Annotated in this window: 23 protein-coding genes and 1 pseudogene; 18 read left to right on the top strand and 6 right to left on the bottom strand. The window is 55.4% G+C overall.

Annotated elements, in window-relative coordinates; all coding sequences use genetic code 11:
• Positions 1 to 27 precede the first annotated feature (27 nt).
• Positions 28 to 453, top strand: a pseudogene (locus ACKPCU_RS15030) (LysR substrate-binding domain-containing protein); the annotation flags it as partial.
• A gap of 307 nt (positions 454 to 760) precedes the next feature.
• Here ACKPCU_RS15030 and ACKPCU_RS15025 read toward each other — a convergent pair.
• A complete protein-coding gene (locus ACKPCU_RS15025) occupies positions 761 to 1714 on the bottom strand; it encodes an integron integrase (protein ID WP_321347932.1) in 954 nt (317 codons plus the stop codon).
• 212 nt (positions 1715 to 1926) lie between these two features.
• On the opposite strand from ACKPCU_RS15025, the gene ACKPCU_RS15020 reads away from it, so the two are divergent.
• The 10 genes from ACKPCU_RS15020 to ACKPCU_RS14975 all read left to right on the top strand — a co-directional run bounded on the left by ACKPCU_RS15020 (position 1927) and on the right by ACKPCU_RS14975 (position 8456).
• The gene (locus ACKPCU_RS15020) at positions 1927 to 2265 is read left to right on the top strand and encodes a hypothetical protein (protein WP_321347929.1); all 339 of its coding nucleotides are present in this window, start codon (positions 1927 to 1929) and stop codon (positions 2263 to 2265) included.
• A 101-nt stretch (positions 2266 to 2366) separates the two neighbouring features.
• Positions 2367 to 2774 (top strand): hypothetical protein, encoded by a 408-nt coding sequence (locus ACKPCU_RS15015; RefSeq protein WP_321346257.1) that lies wholly within the window; start codon positions 2367 to 2369, stop codon positions 2772 to 2774.
• Positions 2775 to 2902: 128 nt separating this feature from the next.
• The gene (locus ACKPCU_RS15010; RefSeq protein WP_146040366.1) at positions 2903 to 3241 is read left to right on the top strand and encodes a hypothetical protein; all 339 of its coding nucleotides are present in this window, start codon (positions 2903 to 2905) and stop codon (positions 3239 to 3241) included.
• Between the two features lie 112 nt (positions 3242 to 3353).
• Positions 3354 to 3755 carry a GFA family protein gene (locus tag ACKPCU_RS15005; RefSeq protein ID WP_321347926.1) on the top strand — a complete coding sequence of 134 codons (402 nt, stop codon included), beginning with the start codon at positions 3354 to 3356 and terminating at the stop codon, positions 3753 to 3755.
• 116 nt (positions 3756 to 3871) lie between these two features.
• Positions 3872 to 5626: a hypothetical protein gene (locus tag ACKPCU_RS15000; protein WP_321347924.1), complete on the top strand. Its 1755-nt coding sequence runs from the start codon at positions 3872 to 3874 to the stop codon at positions 5624 to 5626.
• Positions 5617 to 6132, top strand: a complete 516-nt coding sequence (locus ACKPCU_RS14995; RefSeq protein WP_321347922.1) for a hypothetical protein — start codon at positions 5617 to 5619, stop codon at positions 6130 to 6132. Before ACKPCU_RS15000 ends, ACKPCU_RS14995 begins: the two co-directional genes overlap by 10 nt.
• A 73-nt stretch (positions 6133 to 6205) precedes the next feature.
• Complete coding sequence (locus tag ACKPCU_RS14990; RefSeq protein ID WP_321347921.1) at positions 6206 to 6583, top strand: hypothetical protein; 378 nt, start codon at positions 6206 to 6208, stop codon at positions 6581 to 6583.
• Positions 6584 to 6677: 94 nt separating this feature from the next.
• On the top strand, positions 6678 to 7352 hold the full coding sequence (locus tag ACKPCU_RS14985) for a hypothetical protein (protein WP_321347920.1): 675 nt from the start codon (positions 6678 to 6680) through the stop codon (positions 7350 to 7352).
• Between the two features lie 29 nt (positions 7353 to 7381).
• Positions 7382 to 7888 carry a P-loop nucleotide/nucleoside kinase family protein gene (locus ACKPCU_RS14980; protein WP_321347918.1) on the top strand — a complete coding sequence of 169 codons (507 nt, stop codon included), beginning with the start codon at positions 7382 to 7384 and terminating at the stop codon, positions 7886 to 7888.
• A gap of 85 nt (positions 7889 to 7973) precedes the next feature.
• Positions 7974 to 8456 (top strand): YegJ family protein, encoded by a 483-nt coding sequence (locus tag ACKPCU_RS14975; RefSeq protein ID WP_321347916.1) that lies wholly within the window; start codon positions 7974 to 7976, stop codon positions 8454 to 8456.
• A 183-nt stretch (positions 8457 to 8639) separates the two neighbouring features.
• Here ACKPCU_RS14975 and ACKPCU_RS14970 read toward each other — a convergent pair whose 3' ends face one another.
• Together ACKPCU_RS14970 and ACKPCU_RS14965 are read right to left on the bottom strand one after the other, a co-directional pair.
• Positions 8640 to 9716, bottom strand: a complete 1077-nt coding sequence (locus tag ACKPCU_RS14970; protein ID WP_321347914.1) for a HAMP domain-containing sensor histidine kinase — start codon at positions 9714 to 9716, stop codon at positions 8640 to 8642.
• The gene (locus tag ACKPCU_RS14965; RefSeq protein ID WP_321347912.1) at positions 9713 to 10447 is read right to left on the bottom strand and encodes a response regulator; all 735 of its coding nucleotides are present in this window, start codon (positions 10445 to 10447) and stop codon (positions 9713 to 9715) included. Before ACKPCU_RS14965 ends, ACKPCU_RS14970 begins: the two co-directional genes overlap by 4 nt.
• A gap of 159 nt (positions 10448 to 10606) precedes the next feature.
• Here ACKPCU_RS14965 and ACKPCU_RS14960 point away from each other — a divergent pair, with 159 nt between their 5' ends.
• The 3 genes from ACKPCU_RS14960 to ACKPCU_RS14950 are packed head-to-tail and all read left to right on the top strand — an operon-like array spanning position 10607 to position 16348.
• A complete protein-coding gene (locus ACKPCU_RS14960) occupies positions 10607 to 11761 on the top strand; it encodes an efflux RND transporter periplasmic adaptor subunit (RefSeq protein ID WP_321347910.1) in 1155 nt (384 codons plus the stop codon).
• A gap of 16 nt (positions 11762 to 11777) precedes the next feature.
• Positions 11778 to 14912 carry an efflux RND transporter permease subunit gene (locus ACKPCU_RS14955; protein ID WP_321347908.1) on the top strand — a complete coding sequence of 1045 codons (3135 nt, stop codon included), beginning with the start codon at positions 11778 to 11780 and terminating at the stop codon, positions 14910 to 14912.
• The gene (locus ACKPCU_RS14950) at positions 14909 to 16348 is read left to right on the top strand and encodes an efflux transporter outer membrane subunit (protein ID WP_321347906.1); all 1440 of its coding nucleotides are present in this window, start codon (positions 14909 to 14911) and stop codon (positions 16346 to 16348) included. The genes ACKPCU_RS14955 and ACKPCU_RS14950 overlap by 4 nt, the downstream gene beginning before the upstream one ends.
• 57 nt (positions 16349 to 16405) lie before the next feature.
• Here the strand turns inward: ACKPCU_RS14950 and blaOXA are convergent, their stop codons facing one another.
• Positions 16406 to 17239 (bottom strand): class D beta-lactamase, encoded by an 834-nt coding sequence (blaOXA, locus tag ACKPCU_RS14945; protein ID WP_321347904.1) that lies wholly within the window; start codon positions 17237 to 17239, stop codon positions 16406 to 16408.
• A 143-nt stretch (positions 17240 to 17382) separates the two neighbouring features.
• Here blaOXA and ACKPCU_RS14940 point away from each other — a divergent pair, with 143 nt between their 5' ends.
• The 3 genes from ACKPCU_RS14940 (at position 17383) to ACKPCU_RS14930 (ending at position 22089) form a co-directional block, all read left to right on the top strand.
• Complete coding sequence (locus ACKPCU_RS14940) at positions 17383 to 18969, top strand: hypothetical protein (RefSeq protein ID WP_321347903.1); 1587 nt, start codon at positions 17383 to 17385, stop codon at positions 18967 to 18969.
• A 186-nt stretch (positions 18970 to 19155) separates the two neighbouring features.
• Positions 19156 to 20271: a DUF4062 domain-containing protein gene (locus ACKPCU_RS14935; RefSeq protein WP_321347901.1), complete on the top strand. Its 1116-nt coding sequence runs from the start codon at positions 19156 to 19158 to the stop codon at positions 20269 to 20271.
• 39 nt (positions 20272 to 20310) lie between these two features.
• Positions 20311 to 22089, top strand: a complete 1779-nt coding sequence (locus tag ACKPCU_RS14930) for an alkaline phosphatase D family protein (protein WP_321347899.1) — start codon at positions 20311 to 20313, stop codon at positions 22087 to 22089.
• Between the two features lie 160 nt (positions 22090 to 22249).
• Here the strand turns inward: ACKPCU_RS14930 and acuI are convergent, their stop codons facing one another.
• Positions 22250 to 23233, bottom strand: a complete 984-nt coding sequence (gene acuI / locus ACKPCU_RS14925; protein WP_118129444.1) for an acrylyl-CoA reductase (NADPH) — start codon at positions 23231 to 23233, stop codon at positions 22250 to 22252.
• 47 nt (positions 23234 to 23280) lie between these two features.
• The gene (gene acuR / locus ACKPCU_RS14920; RefSeq protein ID WP_321347896.1) at positions 23281 to 23913 is read right to left on the bottom strand and encodes an acrylate utilization transcriptional regulator AcuR; all 633 of its coding nucleotides are present in this window, start codon (positions 23911 to 23913) and stop codon (positions 23281 to 23283) included.
• A 242-nt stretch (positions 23914 to 24155) separates the two neighbouring features.
• Between acuR and gcvA the strand changes: the two genes are divergently transcribed.
• Positions 24156 to 25055 (top strand): transcriptional regulator GcvA, encoded by a 900-nt coding sequence (gene gcvA, locus ACKPCU_RS14915; RefSeq protein WP_321347895.1) that lies wholly within the window; start codon positions 24156 to 24158, stop codon positions 25053 to 25055.
• Positions 25056 to 25272 lie beyond the last annotated feature (217 nt).

Here is a 25272-nt window from a genome sequence, read left to right as displayed (position 1 = left end):
TTAAAAGGCTGCAGTCCCCCATAGGCCGCCCGCCGCATCGGTGAAACCTGTCAGGTCGTGGTTGCCTCACCAGACTATCTACAGCGCCACGGCACTCCCCTGCGGCCGGAAGACCTCGCCGATCACAACTGCCTGCGTTTCAACTTACGCCGCGCTGAACCCAACTGGCCGTTTATCCGCGACGGCGAAACATTCTCTCTCCAGGTCAGCGGCAATATCGAATGCAGCAGTGGCGAAGCGCTTGCCCTGCTCGCCCGCGTAGGCGCCGGTATCGCCCCCATCGGCGAGTTCAGCGTGGCCGAGGATATGCTGCGTGGTGACCTTGTACCCTTGCTGCAAGCCTTCAACCCGGGCGACCGCGAACCTGTTCATGCCGTATTTGTGGGCGGCTCGACAATGCCGGCGCGGGTGCGGCTGTTTGTGGAATTTCTGCTGGAGCAGCATCAGATGTGAATGAGCGATAGGTGATTAGGGAGAAGGGCGCTTTCGGCCAAGAGCGAAGGTATACGGATGACTTGAAGGCGCTTGGTAACAAGGCACTACTCAAGAGCGACTTGCTCCCAGCTTCAAGATGAAACGGGTGAAGACGGCATCTGGATGGGGATATTCCGCAAACCCGCAGCGTCATCGCTCAAACGACAGTGACATAAACAACACTCCCGACCATCGCGTGGGATGGTTGTATGTAGGGGGATAGACAGCGCTTTGCGCCGTGGAATAGTCTTGAAACACGAAAGGGACAGCTCAGCTTAGCCAAAGCTCAGCCGAGCGGACTTTGCACTTCGGCAAAGGCATTACCAAGGACATGGGTATAAATCTGCGTAGTACGCACATCGGCATGCCCCAGCAGCGTCTGCACCGTGCGAATGTCACTGCCACGGCGCAGCAGTTCGGTAGCGAAGGTGTGACAGCCAGCCGGCTTACCAATCGCCGTCGCGCGCACAGCCCGTCTGACAGCCTTTTGCACCGCACTGACGTGCAGGTGGTGCCGCACGATGTTGCCTTCATCGTCGGTGCACAAACCCTGAGAGGGAAAGAACCACTGCCACTCCAGCGACCGCGCCGCATTAGGGTATTTGCGGCGCAGCGCATAGGGCAGGCTGGCATCACACTGGTAAAACGCATCCTGCTCGCGCCAGGCACGCTGGATGCGCGCTTTGCGGTCTTTCAGTGGCTCAATCAGCGGGCTCGGCAGCAGCGTGGTGCGATCCTTATCTCCCTTACCGCTACGCACCGTGATGATCTGGCGGTCGAAGTCGATGTCTTTGATTCGCAGCCGACAGGCTTCGACAACACGCAGCCCCGAGCCGTACATCAACGACGCAATCAGCTTGTGAGGCTCCTGCAGCAGCGCGATGATCTGGGTTGCTTCACCGTGCGTCAACACTGTCGGGATACGTGCAGGGCGTTTCGCCCGCACAGTGTCGCCAATATCACCCAGGGGCTGATCAAGCACCTTACCGTAAAGAAACACCAGCGCGTTGAGCGCCTGATTCTGTGTGGCTGGGGCCACATGCCGACTGACGGCCAGCCAGGTGAGAAACTCGCTAACGTCCGCCGCCCCCATCTCCAGTGGGTGACGCATCCGGTGGTAGCGCAGGAAGTAGCGTATCCAGTACCAGTAGGCCTTCTCGGTACGAATGCTGTAATGATTGACCCTCATGACGTTGCGGAACTGCTCCCGCAGCCGGGGTTTGGCTGGGATGGTATCCATATCGCATCCATGCTGTATTTTTATACAGTATTATTGGGTGCGCAAAATGAGGAAGTCAAGATATTACAGGCTGTGCGTTGTGGAAGAGATATAAGTATTTGATTTAAATATAAATACTTTGTTTTAGGTAAGCGAGGCGTCGCGTTGTTATGAAGAGGTCACTGATATGCAATGGTGAAGCCGTCGGTCCACTCAACTGTTAGGCATAAAACATGAGTTTCGATGTAATCCTCATAAAACCAAATGACCTGTCGACCGAAGACCTTTCAGCAGTTGAAGACGTTGCACTGCTAGGAAATAAGGAATTCGTTGAAACTGCTATAGGCCTATCTTTCCCAGGAGCAGTGAACGGCATTTGGCAATCTAACGAGTTTTCTGTAGAGGCTCTACTCAGCGGCAATCCTGTAGAGTCAGTGCATATAACCGTACACTTTGGCGATACATGGTCAGAAACTAGTGAGGCACAACTATTAGGCCTAATCACAGTCATTTGCCATAAAACCGGCGCTGTAGCTTTTTCTATTTCTGACAACTCAAAATTAGCACCGTAGTTTATGCCTAACAAGTGGTTCAAATCGTCCGCTTCGCTCACTGGGACCGGCTAAAGCCGGCCCCTTAACCGAACGTTAGGCGTACATAAAAGGAGAGATCAGTGCCGATTTCAGATGTAGTATTCCTCGAAGGAAATGACCCTGAGGAAGTGGTAAATAGTGAAGATCCGTATTTATACGGCAAGTGGTTTAACGCCAAAAATATCGACATGATCCCGCTATCCCAGCTTGGTGAATTTCTAGGTGTCTCTTCATATAAGGAGCTAATGAAAGGGTTTCAGCCTGTTCATCCACCGGAAGGGGAATCCTTCATTTTGTCTTTCCCTGAAGCGCTTCAGGATAAGATTAAGAATCTGAATGATGATGAAATATCTGAAGTAATTGGCAGGTGGTCAGAAATTGAAGAATTTCATGGTGCTCCTGAGGAGCCACTGAGGCAGTATTTGGAAGGCTTGCGCGATTTCCTGAATGAAAACTCAGGTTACGCGAACTTGTTCCTATCAATCTAGGCGTCAGTGCCTAACAAGGTGGTGCAGTGGAGCCAGCTACGCTCCGCATTTTTTATGGTATAGCTTCGCTCTTTTTACCATAAAAAATACTCCACTACGCTGGCCCACTGACCACGGCGTTAAGTGCTATGAGTGAAGAATACGCAGGTTTATCCGGTGAAATAGAAAACTGGCCTAGTAAAGATGAAATGTGCCAGATATTAGAAGCTGCAAACCTTTCGCTTAATGTCGGAGAATATGCGATAAGAATTCAAGGCTTCGATCACTTTGTATTCCGAGAGTTTGGTGGAGATCTGGGTGCACCCTGTATCACAGCTGACGAAGAATCAGCAGAAGAGTTAATAAGGCAGTCCAGTATAGTATCAAAAGCTCTCACGGTTGCTGGGCTGCGACATAGATTTGAAGTTTATGACGGCAATGATGAGCTGGTAGCTTATCATCACCATAATTGGCCTAAAGACTGGTAGCAATGGCACTTAACAAATCAATCAATGTCGCCCCTTCGGGCTGGACCTCCAAACCGCTACGCGGTTTTCCGGCCCATTATTGAGGCGTTAAATGTACAGAAGGAGATCCCCAATGGGGCTGAAGGGAAGCTGTTTGTGTGGCGAGATAAGTTACGAACTTGACTCTGTGGATATGCCGATTGTGCATTGTCATTGTCAGACTTGTCGTAAGGCCCATGCGGCCCCATTTGCCTCCACTGCGGGAGTAAAGCGCGAGAATTTCCGCTGGCTCAGCGGCATAAACTCTATTTCTACGTTCGAATCATCTCCTGGCAAATTGCGCCATTTCTGCAAACGCTGTGGTTCTCATTTGGTTGCCGAGAGGCCTGCACAGCCACACGTAATTGTTCGGGTAGCCACTCTGGACGATGATCCCGCTTTGAAGCCCGAGGCCCATATTTGGGTGTCGCACGACGTGCCATGGCTTGAGTACGATAGGGTGTGTCAGCATAGCGAATGGCGCGACGACATTTAACAAATCAATCAAGTTCGTTCCCGGCCTGGCGGCCGTCCACCGGACGCCCCTGTCGGGTCGCCGCTTATTTTTGGCGTTAGAAGCCCCAATACTCAAACATCGGAGAATAAAATAGAGTGAATCAAGAATGGTTTGAAATGCAAGATATCCGACGCAAAAGCTTCGGCAAGTCAGTCTGGATTCCACTGCGCGCAGTATTAAGTAAAGAGAAGAAGGGGAGATATGGCTACGAGGGCTACAAGGAGGACTTTTTCGGTAGCGGCTCAATAGCTGTACCGAATGATAAAGTTGAAGAAGCAAAGAAACTTGGCTGGATGGATATTGGGATCAGTCATAATCACTCGGGCTGGGTTGATGATGGTAAATATATACCGGCAGAAGTTTATCGAGATTACAGTGGTGAGTTTGAAGGAGTCCACCTTGTCTTAGACCAAATGGCTCAAGATGATGGCCCCAATGTTTGGCATCTGAATCAAGATTTAGTAGTCACACTTGGATTGAAGCGAGAAGGTAATTCTTGGGTTTGCCCAAGTGATGGCTATGTTGAAGTAGCACGGCTTGAGCTTTCTGAAAGCAACAAGCCTGTTTTATTGGAAATAAAATCTCAATATTTGAAAGATTATCTCTGCGCTAGAGACATGGCGCTCTATATGACGCATTACTTTAATAGAGATACCATTCTTAGCGATGCATCCCATATTGCTTGGAAAGATGGCAATAATAGATACGAGGATGAGCTAGATCGTTGGGAAGGCCGAGTTGCAGAGATTCATGAAGGTGGGAATCCGTTTGGCGGAAAGATGGCTGTATTTCATGTGGCTAGAACGGATGTGGATGAAACTGATGATGTACCAGATATATCTGGTATTCCTACCGACGAAAATACTCATGGAGAGTCTTGGGAAAGAGAGTTCGAAGGCCGAAAACTCTATAGGGTATCTGGCGAACTATGGCGAAATGAAGTGATCCTGCCAGGGGCAATCAGTCCCAAGGTTCGTGGAGATGAGACACCGCCAACTACATTTTTTGTGGTCGATGCAGAGGGCAACAAGTCATGTGGGCGAGACCTCATCGATTCTGGCAAGTGGGTATGGTTTAAGCCCGAGGTCATAATGGCTTTATGCCATAGACGAGGTGGTCATCTCTCCTTTTATACTGCTCAAACAGGTAGTGTTTCTTGTAGTTATGGTTATGGTGTCCATTTTGGAGTTAACGAACTCGGTTTAATTAATGTATATGCAAAAGATATAGGGCTTCTACCGGAGTGGCAGCAACAGATTTGGGCTGGCTACAACATTACTCCAGAAGGAGGTGTTTCCAATGAACTACTTGCATCGCAAGTGAAAGCCGAACCCGCTGATACGAAAGCTCCAGAAGAGTTTTTAGGTAAAGGCATTGAGCTTGTAAACAAATTAGCAATGGAAAAGCTCAATATCCAGATATTTCGCGAGCATGATGCAATCCCTCAGCTCATTGAGAAAACCCATCGTTTTAGGGCTGTAGATGAGCAGTCCTTTTTTGCATTAGCAAAAGATCTTGCGAGACTAATCGCAGATAGCCTTGATGCCCAAGCAATGCAAACTATTGTTACCCCGCCGAAAAAGGAAAAATGGGGCTCATTGAAGTCTTTGGAGAATTTATTAGCTTCAAAATATGACAGGGAGTTGGTTCGAAAGATTACCTCATCATTAGTTGGTGTATACGAGCTGCGTCATGCTGATGCACATTTGCCTAGCAGCAAAATTGAAGAGGCATTTAAGCTTATCGAAATTGATAGGGCAGCACCTTTTGTGTATCAGGGATTTCAAATGTTACACCATGTTGTATCTAGCTTGTTTGGCATTGCCGAAGGTCTTGAAAGATGGAAGTAGCAAAAGCTTCTAACAAGTTGCTGCACGCGGAAAATTACTCGCTACGCTCCCAATTTTCCGGTGAGCAAAGCGTTAAGGCCACAATGAAACGAAATTACGAAATAGTTGATGGAATCTATCTAGTGCAAGGAAGTTACGAACTTGATTTGCACAATAATTTCGACTTCAAGGGTTTGGATTACTCTGTAGAGAAGCGTGAGCTCGTATTAAGTTGGCAGCGCTCGCAGGGTGATTGGGTCAGCACTGACACTCCACAGGCATTAACTATTGAGTTCAGAGAAGTAAGTGAATTTCGTTTCATGCCACGAGATTCAGAAATGCCCTTTACAGAAGATGATTGTATCAACTCCTTTGGTTATTGGGTCGACGAAGATTGGGCTGAAGGAGTTATTATGATTGAGCCCAATCAAACGGCAGAGCCTCAGTGGCTTACCGCAATTGATTTTATGTCTGGTGCAGTTTTGGCTGTCCGGGCTAATAGTGCCAATGCAACGGTCCTGGCCTAACAAGCGCATGTTATCGGACTGGTTTTCCGCTGCGCTCCAAACCAGCCGCAAATGCGGGCGTTAGGTGTAATAGATGATTCAGGGATACTTTCAGTCTGAAAGTAAATGCTACTTCAGAGACCAAGAGTACTTTAGGCACTTCCTATTGTTTGATGGTTCTGGTGGTGTCTATACGATTACCGGAAACTATACGTCTGAGAAGGCATATGTAATCCTTACGAAAAGCACTAAGTCTTTGAGAGGTGTAGTTGAAAATGGTACATCAGCTACAAACATTACTCTCAATGTACTCTCCTCCGGTAAGAGGGTAGCCAAAGATCAATCTAATATAAGAAGCTTTCAGCTGCATGTTGAAAAGATTGATCAAGGTATAAAAGTACGTAATTTGGACGGCAAAGATTATGGTGAGTACTCTGGTATCTACGAATCCGTTCAAGTTCCAAGCACCTAACAATTACAGGCAGTTTGCGCCGGCCCCTGACGGGGCCTCTGCGGGACGGCCTACGCTACGCTTCGGCCGCCCCTGCTGTGGGCGTTAGGCAATTATGAAAGACATACTTCCAAGCTTAGTAATAGATTCACTTCGAGATAGGTATTTAGCCGCTGTTTCAGGCGCTGAAAGTACATTCGATATGAACTATGGCGATGAGGACGCATTGACTGGAGCATTTGGCCAAGCTATAGCGATGCCTAGAAACCAATTTTTTTCAACTCCAGAAGGAATTTATACGGTTGATATCGGGTATACAAAACTTAGAGGTCGTGGAAAAAACGCTCCCGAACGCATATATGGGTCTGACGGAATTTTCCAGATCAAGGTTTTTGATAGTCGTGGAAATGTCATTCGCTCGAAAGGTCTACCCTTTCAATCCAAGAAGAACTGGAAAGGCACAAACAGCAAGCTTTCTGACCAAGCTGAAGATATGGAGCGCTTTACTCCCGGCGGCATAGTGGTCGATTTTAATAATTCAGGTTATAAAGCATGTCTGGCGAGCGACGTAGTTCTAGCGGGTGGCAATCGTTCGCAACTTAACAAAGAGGGAAAGCTGCAAATGCTTGGTCAACTGCTGGGTAATGAATTCCTGAATTGTGAAATCGGAACATTAAACTTATTTTATGACCCCAAGCAGGAGCTTTACAAAATTGATGGTGGTGATTTCCACATCATCTCAACCAGCATAGAAATGCCTAACAAGGCATTGCAGCGGACTAGCCGCTGAATGCAGCGTTAGATACAAGGAATAGACATTTGAGTCGTCCAACGCTATATATATTTTCCGGTTTGCCTGCGGTTGGAAAATCTACACTTGCTCAACTGCTTTCGAAACATCTACGTATCTTATATGTCCGCATTGACACTGTTGAACAAGGATTACGGGATTTATGTGATCTAGATCTAGAAGGTGAAGGCTATCAGCTCAGTTATCGGATTGTTCAGGATAATTTATTGTTGGGTCTTAGTGCTATTTCCGATTCTTGTAACGCCGAGGAGTTTGTTCGTCGGGAGTGGGAGGCGGTTGCCACGAATGTAGGTGCGAAATTTGTAAACATTGAAGTCGTTTGTACCGACCCAAAAGAGCATGAGCTACGAGCCATTAAACGAAAAAGCACTGTGGCAAATCTCAAGCCTCCTAGTTGGGATAAGATTAAAGACCGGGTTTACGAACCTTGGAGCTCAGAAGTTATAACGATTGATACAGCAGATTCGAATGTTGATGATTCATTAAAAGAACTCTTGGCAAAGTTGGGTGTGTGAAGATTGTATATAACAAGTTGCTGCACCGGAAAAATGACTCGCTGGCGCTCGTCATTTTTCAGTGAGCAAAGCGTTAGGAATAGTAATGAAACGAGCACTTTTCGTAATGCTACTGGCATTGCCTCTCCCTGGTTTCTCAGAGACTAAGATCGACGACCAGGTACGGTATGTCGATGAGCAGGATAGCGCAATGAATTCAGCAATTGCAGAAGCAAGAAGCACTTTGGAGGGCTTTTTCAGCATTGCTGAAAATCCGCCTGAAGGTGCTGATGGCTTCAAGCTGAAGGTTATGGTGTCTGATGGTTTTGGTGTGGAGCATTTATGGTTTTCTCCATTCAGAAAGATTGAGGGAGGTTATGCAGGTGTGCTGGTTAATGAGCCAAATTTAATCAGAAGCATGAAATATGGTGAAGTTTATGCGTTTAGAGAAAGCCAAATCACGGATTGGGGCTATGTATTAAACGGTAAGCAAATTGGCAGTTACACCGTATGTGTTTTATTCGACACAATGGACGCGTCTATTGTTGAGCAGTACAAGCGGGACCACGGGTTCACCTGTGACTCCTAAAAAGGCCAGTCAACATGTAAAGGTTAGGTATTAACCTGACACCGGTTCCCCCGCAGCTGGGCTGGCCTTTGCGTCGCCTGACTTCGCGGTTTGAAGGGGGCCCGTGCTGGACGCTACGCGTTGGGGCGTCCGCGAACGGTAGGCAGTCGATGTATCTGCTCGCTACCGCTACCGCTACCGCTGCTACCGCTCCAGTGCCTGCGCACCAATCGGCCAGGCCATCACGAATGCGCTACCTTGGCCTGCAGGCTGGCAAATCACATCGCCGCCATGGGCTGCGGCGATGGCTTTGACCACGGCCAGCCCCAGGCCGCTGCCGCCGCTTTGACGTGAGCGAGAGGGGTCGCCGCGGCGGAAGGCTTCGAAGATCGCCTCGGCCAGGGTGCTATCGATGCCGGGGCCGTCATCTTCAACCGTCAGTTGGCAGAGGCCGTTCGCTTGCCGGAGGCTTACTCGCAGATTACCGGGTGTGGCGTGCTGCAGGGCGTTTTCCAGCAATCCCATGAGCGCCTGCCGGATGCGCACCGGGTCGCATTCCACCAGCAGGCTCGCATCAAGGTCACTGTGCAGTTGAAACCCTTTTTCGGTCAGCGGTGTGGTGAAGGCTTGCAGCACTGGGTTCAGTTCATCCGCCAGCCTGACTGACACCCGCTGAATATCCAGATGGCCATTTTCATTCAGGCTGAGCACGCGCAGGTCTTCGATCAGCCGACTGAGCCCCTCTACCTGGCGCAGCAAGCCTTCAAAAATATCTTCACTGGGCGTGAATACCCCCTCGGCCAGACCCTGCAGGCGACCACGCAGGATGGTCACCGGTGTGCGCAGCTCGTGGGCGATGGCGGCACTCCAGAACGCGCGTTCGCGGGTCATTTGTTGCAGGCGCTCGGCCATGGCGTTGAAGTCGCGTACCAGCTGCGCAGTCTCGCCCATGGTTTGCTCGTCAAGTGATGCGCGGGCATCAAGCTTGCCCTGGGCGACTTCACGCAGGCTGTGCGCCACAGAGTTGAGCGGGGTGATTAACCGCCGGGAAAGGCGAATGGCGACGAACACTGCCATGCTCAATGCGGCGATGATGGTGCAGCCGATCCAGATCATCTCGACCCGCGAGGGTATCCAGGTTTCGGAGATGCTGTCCGGCATGTAGGCCACGGCGATAGCGTAAAAGGCATACGAGCCGAATACGGCGATCACGATGATCCCCAGAGCCATGACGGCCAGGGACTGGATTATCTGCCGCCGCAGGCCCGGTGTCCGCTTCATGATTCGCTACCAAAGCGATAGCCCACGCCCCAGACACTTGCTGGTACACCTTGTATGTCGAGCGCTTCGAGCTTCTTGCGCAGCTTGCTGATGTGGCTGTCTACAGTCCTTTCCTGGGTATCCCCTTCGGGCAGGCAGTTGACCAGCAGCTCGGCGCGACTGAACGCCCGTTTGGGCGCTCGCATCAGGCAGGCGAGCAGCTTGAACTCGGTCAGCGTCAGCTCTAGTGGCTGCTGCTGGCCTTGACGCTGAACGCTCGCTTGGTGATTGTCCAGGTCGATCTGAAACGGGCCGACCCGCAGCATCTGCGTTGCTGCGGGTACCCTGGAGCGGGTGCGGCGTAGTACGGCTTCTACCCGCGCTACAACTTCGGCCGGGTTGAACGGCTTGACCACGTAGTCGTCTGCCCCCAGCCGCAGGCCCATGACCTTGTCAATGTCCTGGTCGAGTGCGGTGAGCATGATGACCGGCGTGTCTGCACTGGAGCGGAGTTCACTGAGGACTTTCCAACCATCCAGACGGGGCATCTGGACATCGAGCAGCAGCAGATCGGGTTTGAGTGCCCGGTGCATGGCCAGGGCTTCGTGGCCATCTTTGGCGTGCTGTGTGCGCAGGCCGCTGCGTTGCAAATAAGCCACGAGGATGTCGGCGATTTCGGCTTCGTCCTCTGCGATCAGTACCAGCGCTGGCAGCAGGGAATCAGGACGTACGCTCTCGATCAGATCAGACATGGTCAGGCTCGCAAGCAAAGAGGCGAAAGTATATCGCCCCCTCCACACCATCTCCACATAGCCTCGAATCATTCGCAACAGAGCGCCATCAGAATTCACCTGGGTCAGCCCCGAACGTTATCCGGTTGGGGCTCGGGTATTCAGTGAAGGGGAAGGGTTATGGGGATCAAACAGTGGCGTCTCGGGTGTCTGTTGGCGGGGCTCGCGGCATTGGGGCTCGCTGGCTGCGATACGTCACCGCAGGAGGAGCAGGCGCCCGCACCAGTCAAGGTATCGGTGATGACCTTGGAGCCGCAGGTGATGTCGGTCAGCGAGGTGCTGCCGGCTCGAGTGGCAGCCGTGCGCAGCGCCGAGATTCGTGCGCAGGTCAGCGGTATCGTTCAGCACCGGCTGTTTGAGCAGGGCGCGGAAATTGACGCCGGCACCACGCTATTCCAGATCAACCCGGCTCCCTTCAGGGCCGAGGTCGACAGTGCCGCAGCAGCCCTGCAGCGCGCCGAAGCGGTGCTTGCCCGTGCCCGTCTGCAAACCCGGCGCCTAGCTCCCCTGATGGAAGCCGAGGCGATCAGCCGTCAACTCTATGATGATGCTGTGGCACAGCGCGACCAGGCCGCTGCCGATGTGGCGCAGGCCAGAGCCACGCTGAGCCGGCGCAAGCTCGATTTGGAGTTCGCCAGTGTCGAGGCGCCGATTGCGGGGCGTATCGACCAGGCTCTGGTCAGTGAGGGGGCGCTGGTTTCACCGACCGATGCTGCCCCCATGGCGCGGATTCAGCAGATTGACCAGGTCTATGTCGATGTGCGCCAGTCGGCTTCGGTTCTGGAGGTGCTGCGTCGTCAAGCCAGCTCAGCGGCACCGGACATGGTGGTGGAGGTTCTGGGGAGCGATGGCCGCCCACTCGGCATGCAGGGCCACATTCTGTTCTCAGGTATTGAGGTAGACGCCGGTACCGGTGATGTGTTGCTGCGGGTTCTGGTCGACAATCCGCAGCGCCGTCTGCTGCCCGGCCTGTACGTGCAGGCGCGGGTGCCGCGCGCGCATTACAGTGATGCGCTCAGTGTGCCCCAGCAGGCGGTGACGCGCATTGCTGGTCAGGCCAGCGTGTGGGTGGTGGATGCTCAGGGACAGGTGCAGCAGGTGCCCATTGAGGTCGGTGAGCTGGTCGAGCGCCGTTATCGCGTGGTGTCAGGGCTTGCCGCTGGCCAGCAGGTGGTCATTGAGGGTATCGAGCGTCTGAGCCCGGCAGTACACGTCGCCGCGCGCCCGTGGCAGCCCGCTGTGCGGAGCGCACAGCACAGTGCCGCAGCGCACTGAGTCCGGAGAAGTCGACATGCCTCAGTTTTTTATTGATCGCCCGGTGTTCGCCTGGGTCATCGCGCTGTTTATCGTGCTGATTGGCGTTATTGCCATCCCGCAGTTGCCGATTGCCCGCTACCCGTCGGTTGCGCCACCTTCGGTGAGCCTCTATGCCTCCTATCCCGGTGCAACACCGCAGACGCTCAACGACTCGGTGATCAGTCTGGTAGAGCGCGAACTGTCCGGGGTGAAGAACCTGTTGTACTTTGAGTCCTCGGCAGATACTTCGGGTAGTGCGCAGATCACGGCCACCTTCAAGCCGGGCACCGACCCTGAGCTGGCTCAGGTAGACGTGCAGAACCGCATCAAGGCCGTCGAGCCGCGGTTGCCGCAGGCCGTTCGGCAAAACGGCCTGCAGGTAGAGTCGGCCGCGTCCAGCTTTCTGATGATTGTTGGCATGACGTCGCCCAACGGCCAGTTTGATGAAGTTGCGCTGAATGACTACTTCGCGCGCAATCTTGTCGAGGAACTGCGCCGTATCGACGGGGTAGGGCGTGTGCAAATGTTCGGCGCCGAGCAGGCCATGCGTATTTGGGTTGATCCGAACAAGCTCACGGCGTTTGGGCTGACGATGAGCGAGCTGGCTCTGGCCATTGAGCAGCAGAACGCGCAGATTGCTCCTGGCCGGATTGGCGACGAGCCAGCGCTGCCGGGCCAGCGTCTGACCGTTCCGTTGACGGTGCAGGGGCAGTTGACGACGCCTGAGGCGTTCGCTGCCATCGTCCTGCGCGCCGGTGCTGATGGCGCGAAGGTCACCCTCGGCGATGTGGCCCGGGTCGAGCTGGGCGCCCAGTCCTACGGCTTTTCCAACCGCGAGAATGGCGTGGCCGCCACCAGCGCCGCGATTCAGCTCTCGCCCGGGGCCAATGCCGTGCGCACCGCCTCAAAGGTGCGTGAGCGCCTGGCCGAGCTGGCACCCAGTATTCCGGCGGGTATGGCCTATTCGGTGCCGTTCGACACGGCGCCCTTCGTCAAGGTGTCGATTGAGAAGGTGATCTACACCTTGTTCGAGGCGATGGCGCTGGTGTTTCTGGTGATGTTCCTGTTCCTGCAGAACCTGCGCTACACGTTGATCCCGGCGATCGTCGCGCCCATCGCGCTGCTCGGTACCTTTGCGGTGATGCTGCTGGCCGGTTTTTCGATCAACTCGCTGACCATGTTCGGCATGGTGCTGGCGATTGGCATCATCGTTGATGACGCCATCGTGGTGGTGGAGAACGTCGAGCGGCTGATGGCCAAGCACGGTTTGTCGCCGAAGGAAGCAACCCGCCGGGCGATGCGGGAAATCACCGGCGCGATCATCGGCATTACCTTGGTGTTGACTGCTGTGTTTATCCCCATGGCTTTTGGCAGCGGCTCGGTCGGGGTGATCTACCAGCAGTTCACCCTGTCGATGGCTGTGTCGATCCTGTTCTCGGCCTTCCTGGCCCTGACTCTGACGCCGGCGCTGTGCGCCACGCTGCTACGTCCGGTCAGCGCCGATCATCATCACAAGGGTGGCTTCTTCGGTGCCTTCAACCGGGGCTTTGAGCGCCTCACTGAAAATTACGGCGCCCGGGTGGCACGGCTGGTCGGGCGCAGCGGGCGGATGATGGCGGCGTTTGCAGTGCTCTGCGCGGTGCTGGTTATCGCCGCTCAGCAGCTGCCGTCTTCGTTCCTGCCGGAGGAGGATCAGGGCTACTTCATGACCTCCATTCAGTTGCCGACTGGTGCTACCAGTGAGCGCACGCTGGAGCTGGTAAAGACCTTTGAAGCCCACGTGGCTTCGCGGCCGGCGCTGGATGCAAACATGGTGGTTCTGGGCTTCAGTTTTGCGGGGGTCGGACCCAATGCGGCAATGGCGTTTACCATGCTCAAGGATTGGGACGAGCGCGATGGTGCAACGGCGGCTGAAGAGGCAGAGCTGGCCCAGCAGGCCATGTCAGACAGCGTTGAAGGCACGGTGATGAGCCTGATGCCGCCGGCCATCGACGAGCTGGGAACGTCCTCCGGCTTCACCCTGTTCCTGCAGGATCGCGCCAATCGAGGCGAGGCTGCGCTGCTGGGGGCTCAGGCGCAATTGCTGGAACTGGCCGCGCAGAGCCGTCTGGTCAGCGACGTTTACCCCGACGGTTTGCCGCCTGGCGAGAGCATCCGCCTAGAGATTGATCGACAGAAGGCAGAAGCGATGGGGCTGTCCTTCAGCGCGGTGAGCAGCACGCTATCGGCGGCCATGGGCTCGCTGTACGTCAATGATTTCCCCAATGCCGGGCGCATGCAGCAAGTCATCCTCCAGGCCGGCGCGACAGCGCGCATGCAGCTGGATGATGTGCTCGGCCTGCGTGTGCGCAATGTCACCGGCGGTATGGTACCGCTGCGCGAGGTGGTTACCCCGGAGTGGAGCGAGTCGCCGCAGCAGATGATGCGCTTCCAGGGTTTCCCGGCAGTGCGCATATCTGGCGGCGCCGCTCCCGGGGTGTCCAGTGGTGTGGCGATGGCCGAGATGGAACGGCTGGTTAAACAGCTGCCGCAGGGGTTTGCGGTCGCCTGGACGGGGCAGTCTTTGCAGGAACGCCAGTCGGCCGCGCAGGCGCCGCTGCTGATGCTGCTGTCAGCGCTCGTGGTGTTTCTGGTGCTGGCGGCACTCTACGAGAGCTGGAGTATTCCGCTGTCGGTGATGCTGGTAGTGCCGCTTGGCCTGCTCGGCGCGGTGGCGGCGGTGATGCTGCGAGGGATGCCTAACGATGTGTTCTTCAAGGTCGGGATGATCACCATCATTGGTCTGTCGGCGAAGAATGCCATCCTGATTGTCGAGTTTGCCCGTCAGCTGCATACCCAGGGGCATACGCTGATCGACGCGGCAGTGACCGCTGCCCGCCTGCGGCTGCGGCCGATCCTGATGACTTCGCTGGCCTTTACCCTTGGCGTGGTGCCGCTGATGCTTGCCAGTGGCGCGAGTGCAGAAACCCAGCACGCCATTGGCACCGGTGTGTTTGGCGGCATGCTCAGCGGCACGGTGTTGGCGGTGTTCTTTGTACCGGCGTTCTTCGTCTTCGTCATCGGGGCTCAGGAGCGCTTCAGCGCCTGGCGTACCCAACGGTCGGTGGCTCCGATCCAGGAGAATTCATGATGCGTCTGCCAATCATCTTACCGCTGGTACTTTGCCTGTCAGCGTGCTCGCTGCAACCTGAGTTGCGGATGCCATCCGCACCGGTGCCGGCGCACTTCCCAGCAGAGAACCAGGCTTCAGGTTCGGGGCTACCGGCCAGTGCGCTTGGTTGGCGTGCGATGTTCGGCGATCCTCGTCTGCAGCGCCTGATCGAGCTGGCGCTGGAGAACAATCGTGACCTGCGTCTGGCTACCCTCAACGTTCAGGCAGCGCAATCTCAGGCTGATATAGCGGGTGCGGCGCGCCTGCCAGCGGTGGGGCTGGAGGGAGAGCGCACGCGTGAACGTACGCTCGATAGCGGCAGCAGTCGATCCGGCTCTGGTGCAGTGAGTCAGCACAACGGCTTGAATGTTGCGCTTAGCGCCTTTGAGTTGGACCTGTTTGGCCGTGTACGTTCGCTGTCCGATGCCGCATTGGCACGCTATCTGGCTAGCCAGCATGGGCGCGACGCTGCGCAGATCGCGCTGGTTGGCGCGGTAGCCGAGGCTTACTTTGCCCAGCGTCTGGCAGACGAGCAGGTGCAACTGGCCGAGCAGACCCAGGCAGACTGGAACCAGTCGTTGGCGCTGGCTCGCCTGCTCAAGCAGTCCGATCAGAGCAGCAGCCTGGATGTCGCTCAGGCCGAGAGTCAGGTGGCGTTGGCCGATGCTGAGCTCGAAGCGGGTCGCCGCAGGCTGCTCCTGGCGAACAATGCGCTGCAGCTGGTGCTGGGCAGCCCGTTGCCTGCCGACTTGCCGCCGGCACAGCCGTTGGAGCGCCAGCCGGTGATTGCGCGCCTGCCAGCCGGACTGCCAGCGGACCTCTTGCTGAAACGGCCGGACCTGCAGCAGGCCGAGCAGGTGTTGGTTGCCGCCAATGCCGATATCGGTGCAGCACGGGCTGCGTTCTTTCCGCAGATTTCGCTGACCGCATCGTTCGGTTACGCCAGCACCTCGCTCGGCGACCTTTTTGATCCGGCCTCTCAAGTTTGGCGCTTTGCTCCACAGATCTCACAGCCGCTGTTTCAGGGTGGGCGCCTGCGCGCTGAACTGCGTCTGGCGGAGATACGCAAGTCTGAGGCCATCGCGCTCTATGAGCGGGCGGTTCAAAGTGCCTTCCGCGAGGTGGCTGATGCGCTGGCCGGAACGGCCAGTTTCGATCATCAGATTGACGCTCAGCTACGTGCGGTGACGGCAGCCGAACACCGCCTGCATCTGTCCGACCTGCGCTACCGGGCAGGTCTGGATGGCCGTCTGGAGCTGCTCGACGCCCAGCGCCAATTGCAGGCAGCGCGGCAGTCCCTGCTGGCGCTGCGCGGCGCGGACATCGCCAACCGGGTAGCGCTTTACAAGTCCCTTGGTGGCGGCCTCTATGCGCGCGATGCCCAAGAGAATGTCGCTATCAACGCCGCTCGGTAGGTTCAAAAAAACGAGTTGGTCTAGGCGCGTTTGTGTTGGGGCACCCGCGCCGAAAGCTTACATTAATGACAGGCTTTCAAACGCTTCCTTGGTGATCGCCAAGCGTTTTGCCGCATCGCCTTGTTGTTCAAGGTCGATGTTCATTGCATAGAAGTAAACGTCTTCCCCGCGTTCTAAATAGCCTACCAGCCAACCCAACTGAGGCTGGTCGGTTTCGCCATATCCTGCCCAGCCTGTTTTCCCGCTCAGGCGGTACTGGGGTGTTTCTTCAAGGATCAGCATCTGTTTTACGGCATTAACATTGGCTTCCGATGCGCCTAGCTCCCCTTGGTAAAAACGCTCGAGGAAACTGATCTGTTGTTTAGCCGAAATGCGCAGATCACCGGTGAGCCAAAATTGGTCAATGCCTCCAGAAATGTCTCGGTTTCCATAATCAAATTGATCTACATACGACTGCATGCGTTCTTGGCCAACCTGGCGCGCTATTTCCTGGAAGTACCACACCACGGAATGTTGCAAAGCGGTATGCAGGGTGTGGCTTTCTGCCCAGCTAGCGGGCCACCACGATGCACGCGGGTCTTTATCACTATCCCAGTCAAGCTGGAATTCGGGCCCACTAGCAACCTGAGTTTCCAGAGCGATTAAGCTGTTGGGAATTTTGAATGTCGATGCGGGTAGGTATTGAGTGTTGGCTCTATCCTCATCGTGATATACCCACAGGTTTTGTTTGGGGTCGAAAAGAACGAAGGTGCCTTGCACATCATGTGCTTCAAAAAGGCTGTCCAGGTGAGAGCCACTTTCTTGTGTTAGGGGTGTTTGAGCGCACCCAACAGATGTCATGCAGAGACTGAGAGCAGCAAAAACACCGCCGGCGATTCGAGCGAGTTTCATGTTTATTCCATTAACTGTGATTGTCTGGTCATGCGAGAGCGTGTCGCGCGATGGAGAGTAAGGCGGTAGGAGCTGAATGGAAAAACAGGCTGATGTAACATCCGTAACCTGCTATTCATTTCTCTGTCTTAGGCCTTAGATCCATGCTGGGTCCACCAATCAATATCGAAATTTCCCCTGCGCTGCGCGTTAATGAAACAGCGGCGCGCTACCAATCACTTTGGTTGCTCATTGCCATTTGCCATGCATGTCGATCCGGAAAAATGAGCTTGCCTGTTCACATCGTGCGAGCGCGATTTCCTGGAAAGGCAAATTGGAGAATGTTGATATCCAGGGCGTTCAGCGACTTTGATAGGTGGGGTGTCAATGTGGGGTGGGGCCATGATGTTTCTCGTGATACTGCCTTGCTCAATCTTCGGCAGCGCAGCAAAGGCCCTTTTTGGGTTGATGCGGCAACCTTGTCGAGGGTTCGAGTTTTGGTGGATGGGGCAGAAATAGACCCGTTGTCCGTCGCCAGCTTTTTAGGGGAGGGGGCTACTCACACGGTGGCCCGGCGCAACGTGGCCCGGCGCAATGTGGTGCCAAGCCGGGATGATGTGACGTACTGGGGCCACCTGGCTCAAGCGTTGCGTCTGACAAGAGACGGCTGCGTAGAACAATCCCATAACCAACTAAACGAACACTATGGTTTGGCTAAGGCCTCGGCCAAGACGGACTTCCAGAGAAACCTTGCCGTGCTGAAGGAGACGTTGGCGTGGCGCAAGATGGGCAATGAACATAAAAGCCATGAAACGCTCAACGATCTGGAGCAGCTGTTAGCGCTGCCCGATGATTGCAACGAAATGCCAACGCTCCACGCGATGGCCCATGTCGCGCGAGGATGGGATCTTTACAGCCGAGGCGATGTGCAGGCAGCTAATGTTGAGCTGGAAAAGTTTGCCTTTAATTCCAACCTGCAGCTAGTGATTCGCTATAACCCCAAGGTGCGTTTGGAGTACTTGAACCTTCGGGCACTGGTGAGCAAAGAGCGTGCCCTCAGTCAGAACCACCTGTCTTTAGAAGAACGACGCAGCGCGGCAGAAGACTCAATAAGCTCCCTTTCAGAAGCCTTGCAGTCTGCTTATGAGGCGGATTCGATAGAGGCGGCGCAGGACGTGGCCGCCAACATTGGCTTTTCAGGCTGGTTGTTCTGGAAAGGCAACCTGATCGATGTCGAGCGGGCGCAAACTGAGCACCTGAGTCAGCTGCAAGCGGTGAGCTGGATTAGTTTGTCAGAGTGGATTTGTGACCGTTTTGGCGTGGGAGGAAGCTCTGCATGGAATCTTATTTTTTTGCTTCGTGTCGCGCGAGGTAACTGCAATCACTTTCAACCTAAAGACGTGAAGACATTTCAAGCCCAGCAACCGCTTACGCTGGAAAGTGTATTCAGGGCTGCTCAGCCTTTTGATGTCGCTTTCTCTAAAGCCAAAGGTTTCACCGATTGGTCTAGCGCCGCCGCCTTCGCAATAGAAGAAAGTGATACTTCGCATGTGCAGTATCCGCTCTTGCAGGTCGCCAATTTGCTGCTTGAGGCGGCTTGGTATTCCACTTATGAAAAGGGGTTGTGCTCCGAAGCATACAACGCAGTCGAGCGTCTTGAAGGCATCGTAGATAAGCTGCAAGCGAAGCACAGGCGTTTTTTTCGCGAGAGTCTTGATCTTTTGCCTGCCGAGCTGCGTAACCTAATCTGACAACGAGCAAGTGCTCCGCTAACACTAGATATCGGTAGGCAAGGACTGCAGGGCAAGAGTCGGCTCAGGTGGCAATTACGACCACGGTTTGGCAAAAATGGCCGGAGTTCGACCCCGACCAATGTACTTGCCATACGTCTTGGCACTGTTAGGGTTAGTGCATATCTCAAGGAATCAGAGAACCTCATGGCTACCAGCCCCAAAATTTGCGTGATGCTCTCCAGTCGTTGCAACGACCTTTTTTCGGCGGAGGAAAAAGTCGCTCTTACTGATATAAGGCAGGCGCTCAAGAAAGAGATCGAAGCTGAAACGCTTTTTGGGGCCAAGCCCTTTAAGGTGTGGATCAACGAAGATGCGGAAGCGTTGGACCACACAGAAGACAGCTGGGATGCGTGCCTGAAGCAGGTCCGTGATTGCGATGTTCTTATCGTTCTGTACAACGGCAACGCCGGCTGGGCCAAAAACGGCGCAGACGTTGGCATCTGCCATGCGGAGTATGCAGAGGGCCTGAAGACATCGCCCGGCAAGGTGCGACTGATTGAGCTGCCTGTTGGTGATCCGAGCAGTGATCTCGCCCAGGCAGAACGCAACTCCCGATTTGCAGCCTTCAAAAATACCGCTTCCGGCTTTCGGGGAGGGGAGGTCAAGGACATTCCCTCGCTGAAAAAGCAGGTATTCAAAGCACTGTTTGATGCGGTTCTGGCCCAGACTCGCCGCGGTGGGGAAGGCGCAAAAGGTGGCCGTTTCGATCTGGGGGCAGCGCTTGAATGGAGTCGCCTGGATTTTGCCGGGCGCAGCAGCGCTATGGCGTTCGAGGTTGCCCAAGCACTATTGGGGCGTCCCCAATCCAGGAAAACGAACGATCAGTTGCTGATCGACATTGCGGGGCAGACCGTTCTGGCAAAAGTGCATGCTGTACCGGCTGCGTTCAGTGTGGCTGCCGCGCGAGAGCCGGTGGGGCGGCCGCACCTGCAGGACCATCTGGACGTGTCAGAACTGGGCGCTGCCGGAGGGCCGCTGCACTTTGTGGCCTGTCATCGCACGGTAACCGAGACGCAGGCCACGAACCTGCTAGGGTTTCCGGATGCCACGGTGATCAGCAGCCCCTTTGGCGTATACGTCGCAGACAAGGTGCAAAAGATGCAGTTCGTCTTTTTGGCCAACTGCCGTGATCCAAGCCAGACTCGATTGGCAGTCCAGCGTTTTTGGGAGTGGTCTGAGCAGGCGGGCGAGAGTCAGTACCTCGCTGACAGAGCCATGGCTCGGGCCAGAATCGTCTCCGCAATTGCCAACGAACAGTGAGTATTTAGTAGCCGGAGCAAGATCAACAAGGAAGGGATTATGACTAAGTTACTGCTTGGACCTGTTCTATCGTTTCGCGGGGTGTCAGAGAGTGGCACATGGAAAGTAAGCGCGCTAATGGGCATCAAGGATAGCGAGGCCTACCCGGAGGTTTTCGTCGATGGTAAGCGCGCTCCGGCACCTGCAGTGCTCTTGCGGCATAAGGGCGTCATCTATCTCCGTTACAACCTTTCCTGTGATCAATGCGAAGCGGAGCGACGTGTTGAGTACAGTGTTTTGGGGATAGCGCAGAAGTGGTCCTTCACGGTGCCAGGCAAGGATTTCGCGCCACGCATGGCCTACGTTTCCTGCAACGGTTTTTCGGATCCAAATGGTGTTCGGAAGCTCATCAAGTCGGAAAATGAGGTGTGGGGCGACCTTCTTTGCAGCCATGACAAGGCGGTTCGACCGTCAGGTTATAAATTGGACAAAGAGCAGCTTTGGCACGAGCAGCGCACTCACGCAAAGGGACTGCAGCGGTTCCATTTGTTGCTGATGGGGGGAGACCAGATTTACTTCGACTCGATCTGGGAAGACCTGAAGCCACTGAAAGAGTGGATCGGTCTCCCCAGAGAAAAACAGCTGCGTTATCGCGTGAGCAAACGTCTGGATCAGAAGATTGAGGACTATTACATAAGTCTGTACAGCGCTCGCTGGCTCCCCAAGGAACGCAACGCGTGGGGAAGCAACAAGACGTCCAATGATTGCGCCAATGGGATGGCGCGAATTCCGACTGTCATGATGTGGGATGACCACGATATTTTTGACGGTTGGGGCTCATATAGCCCGGAAATGCAGCAAAGCGAGCTATTTAGCCGACTGTTCTTTCATGCGCGTCGAGCATTCTGGATCTTCCAGATGCAGCATGCCGCCGACTCGCTCCCTGACCTAGAGCATCAGTCAAGCCTGGAGGTGCGTAACGATGATCCATTGTTCCGTCCCATCAAATGGTCTCAGGTGCTCAAGGAAGACGACCTGGCGCTTCCATTACTGGACGATCAGCCAGGCTTCACCTTCGTGCACCGGGCGGGGTCGGTTGCTCTAGCCGTTGCTGACTTGCGAACGGAACGCTCGCAGGAGCAGGTGCTTGGGCCAGAAACCTGGAGATCTTTCCAGAACTGGCTTTCGAGCATCAATGCAAACAACCGTGAACATTCCGGAACGGATTGTCAGCACTTACTGTTCATGTCCTCTGTTCCGGTTGTTCATCCGAAGCTGTCACTGGCCGAAGCCTTTCTGGACAGCTTTGGTTCGGAGCATGTCTTGGACAGCAGTGCCGATGATCTCAAGGACCATTGGACTCACAACGATCACGAGGGTGAACGTAAACGGCTGGTTGATACATTAATGCGAGCGGCTAAAACGCAGGGCATGCGCGTGACTATCGTGTCTGGTGACGTGCATGTGGCGGCGTGGGGAGTCGTTTCCCGAAACGATGTGCCGCCAGGTGAAAACTGGGCTCAGGTCCAACAGCTGACCTCGACCGCGATAGTGCATCCGTCTCTGGTGTCTGTGATGGAGCGCCTGTTCTTCCACGTGCTGAATAACGTCGCAAAAGGTGAACAAGAGCTTGATGTGAATCTGACCGCGAGGATGATGCTGTTTCCCGGTGCCAATCGCTATGTTATGGCTGCCCGCAACTGGTTGGCACTTGAACTCGATCTCGGTGATGGAGCCTCAGACTCGAAGCTTTGGGCGACATGGCGTTGCGAAACAAAAGCGTCATTCACCAACCATCTTTTGGCGATTGACGGGAAGAGTCCTGCGCCATCGTCCTAGTGCCGCTTTACCAAAAGGCCGGACGTGGCGATCAGTCCAATGGAGAGCAGCGCTTGGACTGGGGGGCTAATTCCTGAAATGTGCAGCCGGGTAATCGCATGACGCCGGGAGGAGGGCACTGCTCCAGCAGTCCCCATCGTCCCGGCGGTGCTTTCACTGCTTAGCGATTGACGTTGACGACGAGCCGTCCGCGTACTTTGCCGTTCAGCAGGTCATCGGCTGCCGCGATGGCCTCACCGAGGCCCACTTCCTGGGTGATGTCGTCCAGTTGGGCAAGGTCCAGGTCCGAGCACAGGCGTTGCCAGGCTGTTACGCGCTCTTCATACGGGCGGGTGACGCTGTTGATGCCCAGCAGGCTGATGCCGCGCAGGATGAAGGGGGCCACTGTGGCCGGGAAGTCCATGCCCTGTGCCAGGCCGCAGGCGGCAACGGCGCCGTCTGCGCGCGTGCTGGCGCAGACGTTGGCCAGGGTATGGCTGCCCACCGAGTCGATGGCGGCTGCCCAGCGTTCTTTTGCCAGCGGGCGGCCAGGGTTGCTCAACTCCGCCCGGTCGATGATGGTGGTTGCGCCCAGGCGCTTCAGGTAATCAGCCTCGCTCGGACGACCGGTAGACGCGGTGACCGAGTACCCCAGTTTGGCGAGCAGCGCGATGGCGAAACTGCCGACCCCGCCATTGGCGCCCGTTACCAGAATCTCGCCGCTGGCGGGTGAAATGCCGTTACGCTCCAGGGCGATCAGGCAGAGCATTGCGGTATAGCCGGCCGTGCCGATGGCCATGGCCTGGCGGGCGCTCAGCTGGTCGGGCAGGGGGATTAGCCAGTCACCATTGAGCCGGGCCTTCTGAGCCAGTCCACCCCAGTGCGTCTCACCGACGCCCCAGCCGTTGAGCAGCACCCGGTCGCCCACCTTGTAGCGGTCATGATTACTGGCTTCGACGACGCCAGCGAGATCAATACCTGGCACCATCGGAAAGCTGCGCACCACTGGGCTGCGGCCGCTGATGGCAAGGCCATCCTTGTAGTTGAGCGTGCTGTACTCAACCCGCACTGTGACGTCACCTTCTGGCAACTGGCTGTCATCCAGCTCGGTCAGGCGGGTCTGATACTGATCTTCTTTTTTGTCGACAAGTAATGCCTTGAACATGGTCTCTCCTTATTTAGACTGATCGTCTATAAATAGTGAAAAAAATATCACCTCGACGCGCCGGCGAGAAAGCCGGTGGCAAAGGTGTCCAGCGGTTGCGCATTCTGGACCAGCTTGGCGCGTAGTACGGCGCCTTCCCAGCCGATCCAGAAGTAGGCGGCCAGCGCATCGCAATTGGCTTCAGGTTTCAGCTGCCCCTGACGGGCTGCTTCTTCGAGGCAACGGGCCAGCCGCGCCTGCCAGTCGAGCAGAATGTTCTCCAGCGCCTGGCGAAAACTGGGCGGCAGGGCCGATATCTCCTGACCCAGGTTGCCAACCAGACAACCCCGACGAAATGCGTGCCTGGCCATCCCGGCCTTGGCGTCTTCAACGAAGTTGCTCAGACGCTGCAGCGGCGGTACGTTATCGTCCAGCAGCCAGCTGTCCAGTTTGCTGGCGAAGTAGGCTGCATAGCGCTGCATCACTTCCTGAACGAAGGCTTCTTTGCTGTCGAAGTAGTGATAGAACGAACCCTTGGGCACGCTGACGCGTTTCAGGACTGCGTCTATTCCCGTCGCCGCAAAGCCCTGCTCGGTCAGCACTTCCATGCCGCAGCGCAGCAAGGCCTCACGGGTGTCGTCGAAGCTTCTCGCAACTTTGGGTGGGCGGCCGCGACGGGCTTTGGGCTTGGAAATAGTCATGGGAATATATTAGACCGATCGTCTATAATGTCAATCTCTCAATAACACAACAACAATAATCCTATGCGTGCACGTTCACCTCAGTTGTCTGGTTGTCATGCGTCCGTCCCGAGCGCGATGGTTCGAGATAGCGCGCCTCGTGCGGATGAGGCGAGGTGTGGTAGTCCACTTGTCGATTGCTCTTGCTGGCGCTACCGTGAGATTCGCACTGGGCAACGCAAACGCCCCGGAGACTGCCCCCTATGAAACAAAGCTTGCCGCCGCTCAATTGGTTGCGGGCGTTCGAGTCTTCGGCTCGCCACCTCAACTTTACCCATGCCGCAGAAGAGCTGAATCTGACCCAGGCCGCCGTTAGCCAGCAGGTCAAGGGGCTTGAGGTCAAGCTTGGATCGCCCCTGTTCAAGCGCCTGCCCAGGGGGCTGGAGCTGAGCGAAGCGGGTCAGGCATACCTGCCAGCGGTGCACGAAGCCATTGAGCGCCTGAGCGCCGCTACCGATGAAATCTTCGGCCAGGGGCATCGCAAGGTGCTGACCGTGCACGTCAATCTGGTGTTCTTTATGCACTGGTTGGCGATGCGTCTGCCGGAATTTCGCAGACTGCATCCGGACATCAACCTGCGGATCACCAGCAACATCTGGGTTGGTGACACCGATGTTGAGGCTGATCTTGAGATCCGCCACGGCCAGGGCAAATGGACGGGACTGAAAGCAGATCGCCTGACCTGGGACTCGCTGGTGCCAGTGTGCTCGCCATCGCTGGCGACGGACCTCAAGCCGCTGAACACGCCTGAGGATCTTGCCCACCACCCATTGCTGCATGTTCTGGGATATGAAGAAGGTTGGGGCTACTGGTTGAAAAAGGCCGGGGCAGACCGTGTTGATTCATCCCAGGGGCTGCAGTTCGATACCTTGATCTCGGCGCTGAGATTGGCCGAGCTGGGGCAGGGGGTGGCCTTGGCGCGGTCCTCTTTGGTCGAGCACATGCTGGAGCAAGGCACCCTGATTGCGCCTTTTGAGCAACGCTTCAGCACCGAGGAAGCCTTCTACCTAGTGTATTCCCCGCTGGTCACAGCAAAACCGCAGGCGGCTGCCTTTATCGCCTGGCTGGTGTCGCAGGCGCAGGCTACGCACCTGGACACCTGAGACCTGCCGTTCGTCGCGCGGCCCGCGTCAGGCGCTTCGGCACCTTATCTGATCCTTCCTGCGCTTGCGTCGGCTTCTGCTAAAGAGCCGGCGTTATCCCATGCCGGCCGCACGCCAGAGCGGCTTACCCATAAGCAGGCTTATCCAGCCATAAAAAAAACAGGGTCATAGGGTTTTTTTTTATTGCTTTTCGCCTCCCTGGACTTTGCCCAAAGTA

It is taken from the genome of Halopseudomonas oceani (genome assembly GCF_963677335.1).
Lineage (GTDB): Bacteria > Pseudomonadota > Gammaproteobacteria > Pseudomonadales > Pseudomonadaceae > Halopseudomonas > Halopseudomonas oceani.
The sequence above is the reverse complement of the archived record's forward strand: the minus strand, read 5'-3'. Positions and strand labels throughout refer to the sequence as shown.

What these genes read in the sequence shown, in the direction of transcription:
- ACKPCU_RS15025 (WP_321347932.1), bottom strand. Translation starts at nt 1,714, where the DNA reads ATGGATACCATCCCAGCCAAACCCCGGCTGCGGGAGCAGTTCCGCAAC.
- ACKPCU_RS15020 (WP_321347929.1), top strand. Translation starts at nt 1,927, where the DNA reads ATGAGTTTCGATGTAATCCTCATAAAACCAAATGACCTGTCGACCGAA.
- ACKPCU_RS15010 (WP_146040366.1), top strand. Translation starts at nt 2,903, where the DNA reads ATGAGTGAAGAATACGCAGGTTTATCCGGTGAAATAGAAAACTGGCCT.
- ACKPCU_RS15005 (WP_321347926.1), top strand. Translation starts at nt 3,354, where the DNA reads ATGGGGCTGAAGGGAAGCTGTTTGTGTGGCGAGATAAGTTACGAACTT.
- ACKPCU_RS14995 (WP_321347922.1), top strand. Translation starts at nt 5,617, where the DNA reads ATGGAAGTAGCAAAAGCTTCTAACAAGTTGCTGCACGCGGAAAATTAC.
- ACKPCU_RS14990 (WP_321347921.1), top strand. Translation starts at nt 6,206, where the DNA reads ATGATTCAGGGATACTTTCAGTCTGAAAGTAAATGCTACTTCAGAGAC.
- ACKPCU_RS14985 (WP_321347920.1), top strand. Translation starts at nt 6,678, where the DNA reads ATGAAAGACATACTTCCAAGCTTAGTAATAGATTCACTTCGAGATAGG.
- ACKPCU_RS14975 (WP_321347916.1), top strand. Translation starts at nt 7,974, where the DNA reads ATGAAACGAGCACTTTTCGTAATGCTACTGGCATTGCCTCTCCCTGGT.
- ACKPCU_RS14970 (WP_321347914.1), bottom strand. Translation starts at nt 9,716, where the DNA reads ATGAAGCGGACACCGGGCCTGCGGCGGCAGATAATCCAGTCCCTGGCC.
- ACKPCU_RS14965 (WP_321347912.1), bottom strand. Translation starts at nt 10,447, where the DNA reads ATGTCTGATCTGATCGAGAGCGTACGTCCTGATTCCCTGCTGCCAGCG.
- ACKPCU_RS14960 (WP_321347910.1), top strand. Translation starts at nt 10,607, where the DNA reads ATGGGGATCAAACAGTGGCGTCTCGGGTGTCTGTTGGCGGGGCTCGCG.
- ACKPCU_RS14955 (WP_321347908.1), top strand. Translation starts at nt 11,778, where the DNA reads ATGCCTCAGTTTTTTATTGATCGCCCGGTGTTCGCCTGGGTCATCGCG.
- ACKPCU_RS14950 (WP_321347906.1), top strand. Translation starts at nt 14,909, where the DNA reads ATGATGCGTCTGCCAATCATCTTACCGCTGGTACTTTGCCTGTCAGCG.
- blaOXA (WP_321347904.1), bottom strand. Translation starts at nt 17,239, where the DNA reads ATGAAACTCGCTCGAATCGCCGGCGGTGTTTTTGCTGCTCTCAGTCTC.
- ACKPCU_RS14940 (WP_321347903.1), top strand. Translation starts at nt 17,383, where the DNA reads ATGCTGGGTCCACCAATCAATATCGAAATTTCCCCTGCGCTGCGCGTT.
- ACKPCU_RS14935 (WP_321347901.1), top strand. Translation starts at nt 19,156, where the DNA reads ATGGCTACCAGCCCCAAAATTTGCGTGATGCTCTCCAGTCGTTGCAAC.
- ACKPCU_RS14930 (WP_321347899.1), top strand. Translation starts at nt 20,311, where the DNA reads ATGACTAAGTTACTGCTTGGACCTGTTCTATCGTTTCGCGGGGTGTCA.
- acuI (WP_118129444.1), bottom strand. Translation starts at nt 23,233, where the DNA reads ATGTTCAAGGCATTACTTGTCGACAAAAAAGAAGATCAGTATCAGACC.
- acuR (WP_321347896.1), bottom strand. Translation starts at nt 23,913, where the DNA reads ATGACTATTTCCAAGCCCAAAGCCCGTCGCGGCCGCCCACCCAAAGTT.
- gcvA (WP_321347895.1), top strand. Translation starts at nt 24,156, where the DNA reads ATGAAACAAAGCTTGCCGCCGCTCAATTGGTTGCGGGCGTTCGAGTCT.